The organism is Dyadobacter sp. LHD-138 (assembly GCF_030929615.1).
In the GTDB taxonomy this organism is placed as follows: domain Bacteria; phylum Bacteroidota; class Bacteroidia; order Cytophagales; family Spirosomataceae; genus Dyadobacter.
This window is the reverse complement of record NZ_JAVFVU010000128.1, coordinates 1-542: the sequence shown is the minus strand read 5'-3', so window position 1 is coordinate 542 and position 542 is coordinate 1. Positions and strand designations below refer to the sequence as shown.

Sequence of the window (542 nt, the reverse complement as noted above, 5' to 3'; positions counted from 1 at the left end):
AAAAAGGTGCAGAGCACCATAATAATTATAGAAAACAAAAAGATCAACGCAAAAGAAAAAGGTGCAGAGCACCACAATAATTGTAGAAAAACAAAAAGATTAAGGCAAAGGAAAAAGGTGCAGAGCACCATAATAATTGTAGAAAACAAAAAGATTAGCTCAAAAGAAAAAGGTGCAGAGCACCATAATAATTGTAGAAAAACAAAAAGATTAGCACAAAAGAAAAAGGTGCAGATCACCACAATAATTGTAGAGCGCAAAAAGATTAACGCAAAAGAAAAAGGTGCAGAGCGCCACAATAATTGTAGAAAAACAAAAAGATTAACGCAAAAAAAGGTGCAGAGCACCACAATAGTTGTAGAAAAACAAAAAGATTAACGCAAAAGAAAGGTGCAGAGCACCATAATAATTGTAGAAAAACAAAAAGATTAACGCAAAGGAAAAAGGTGCAGAGCACCATAATAATTGTAGAAAAACAAAAAGATTAGCGCAAAAGAAAAAGGTGCAGAGCACCACAATAATTGTAGAAAACAAAAAGATTA

At 32.7% G+C, this 542-nt stretch carries 1 protein-coding gene; it reads left to right on the top strand.

Features of this window, described 5'->3' with window-relative positions:
- Positions 1–378 (top strand): hypothetical protein (locus tag RB622_RS30230; RefSeq protein ID WP_308050576.1); only part of this gene is annotated, 378 nt, incomplete at its 5' end.
- Positions 379–542: the final 164 nt, after the last annotated feature.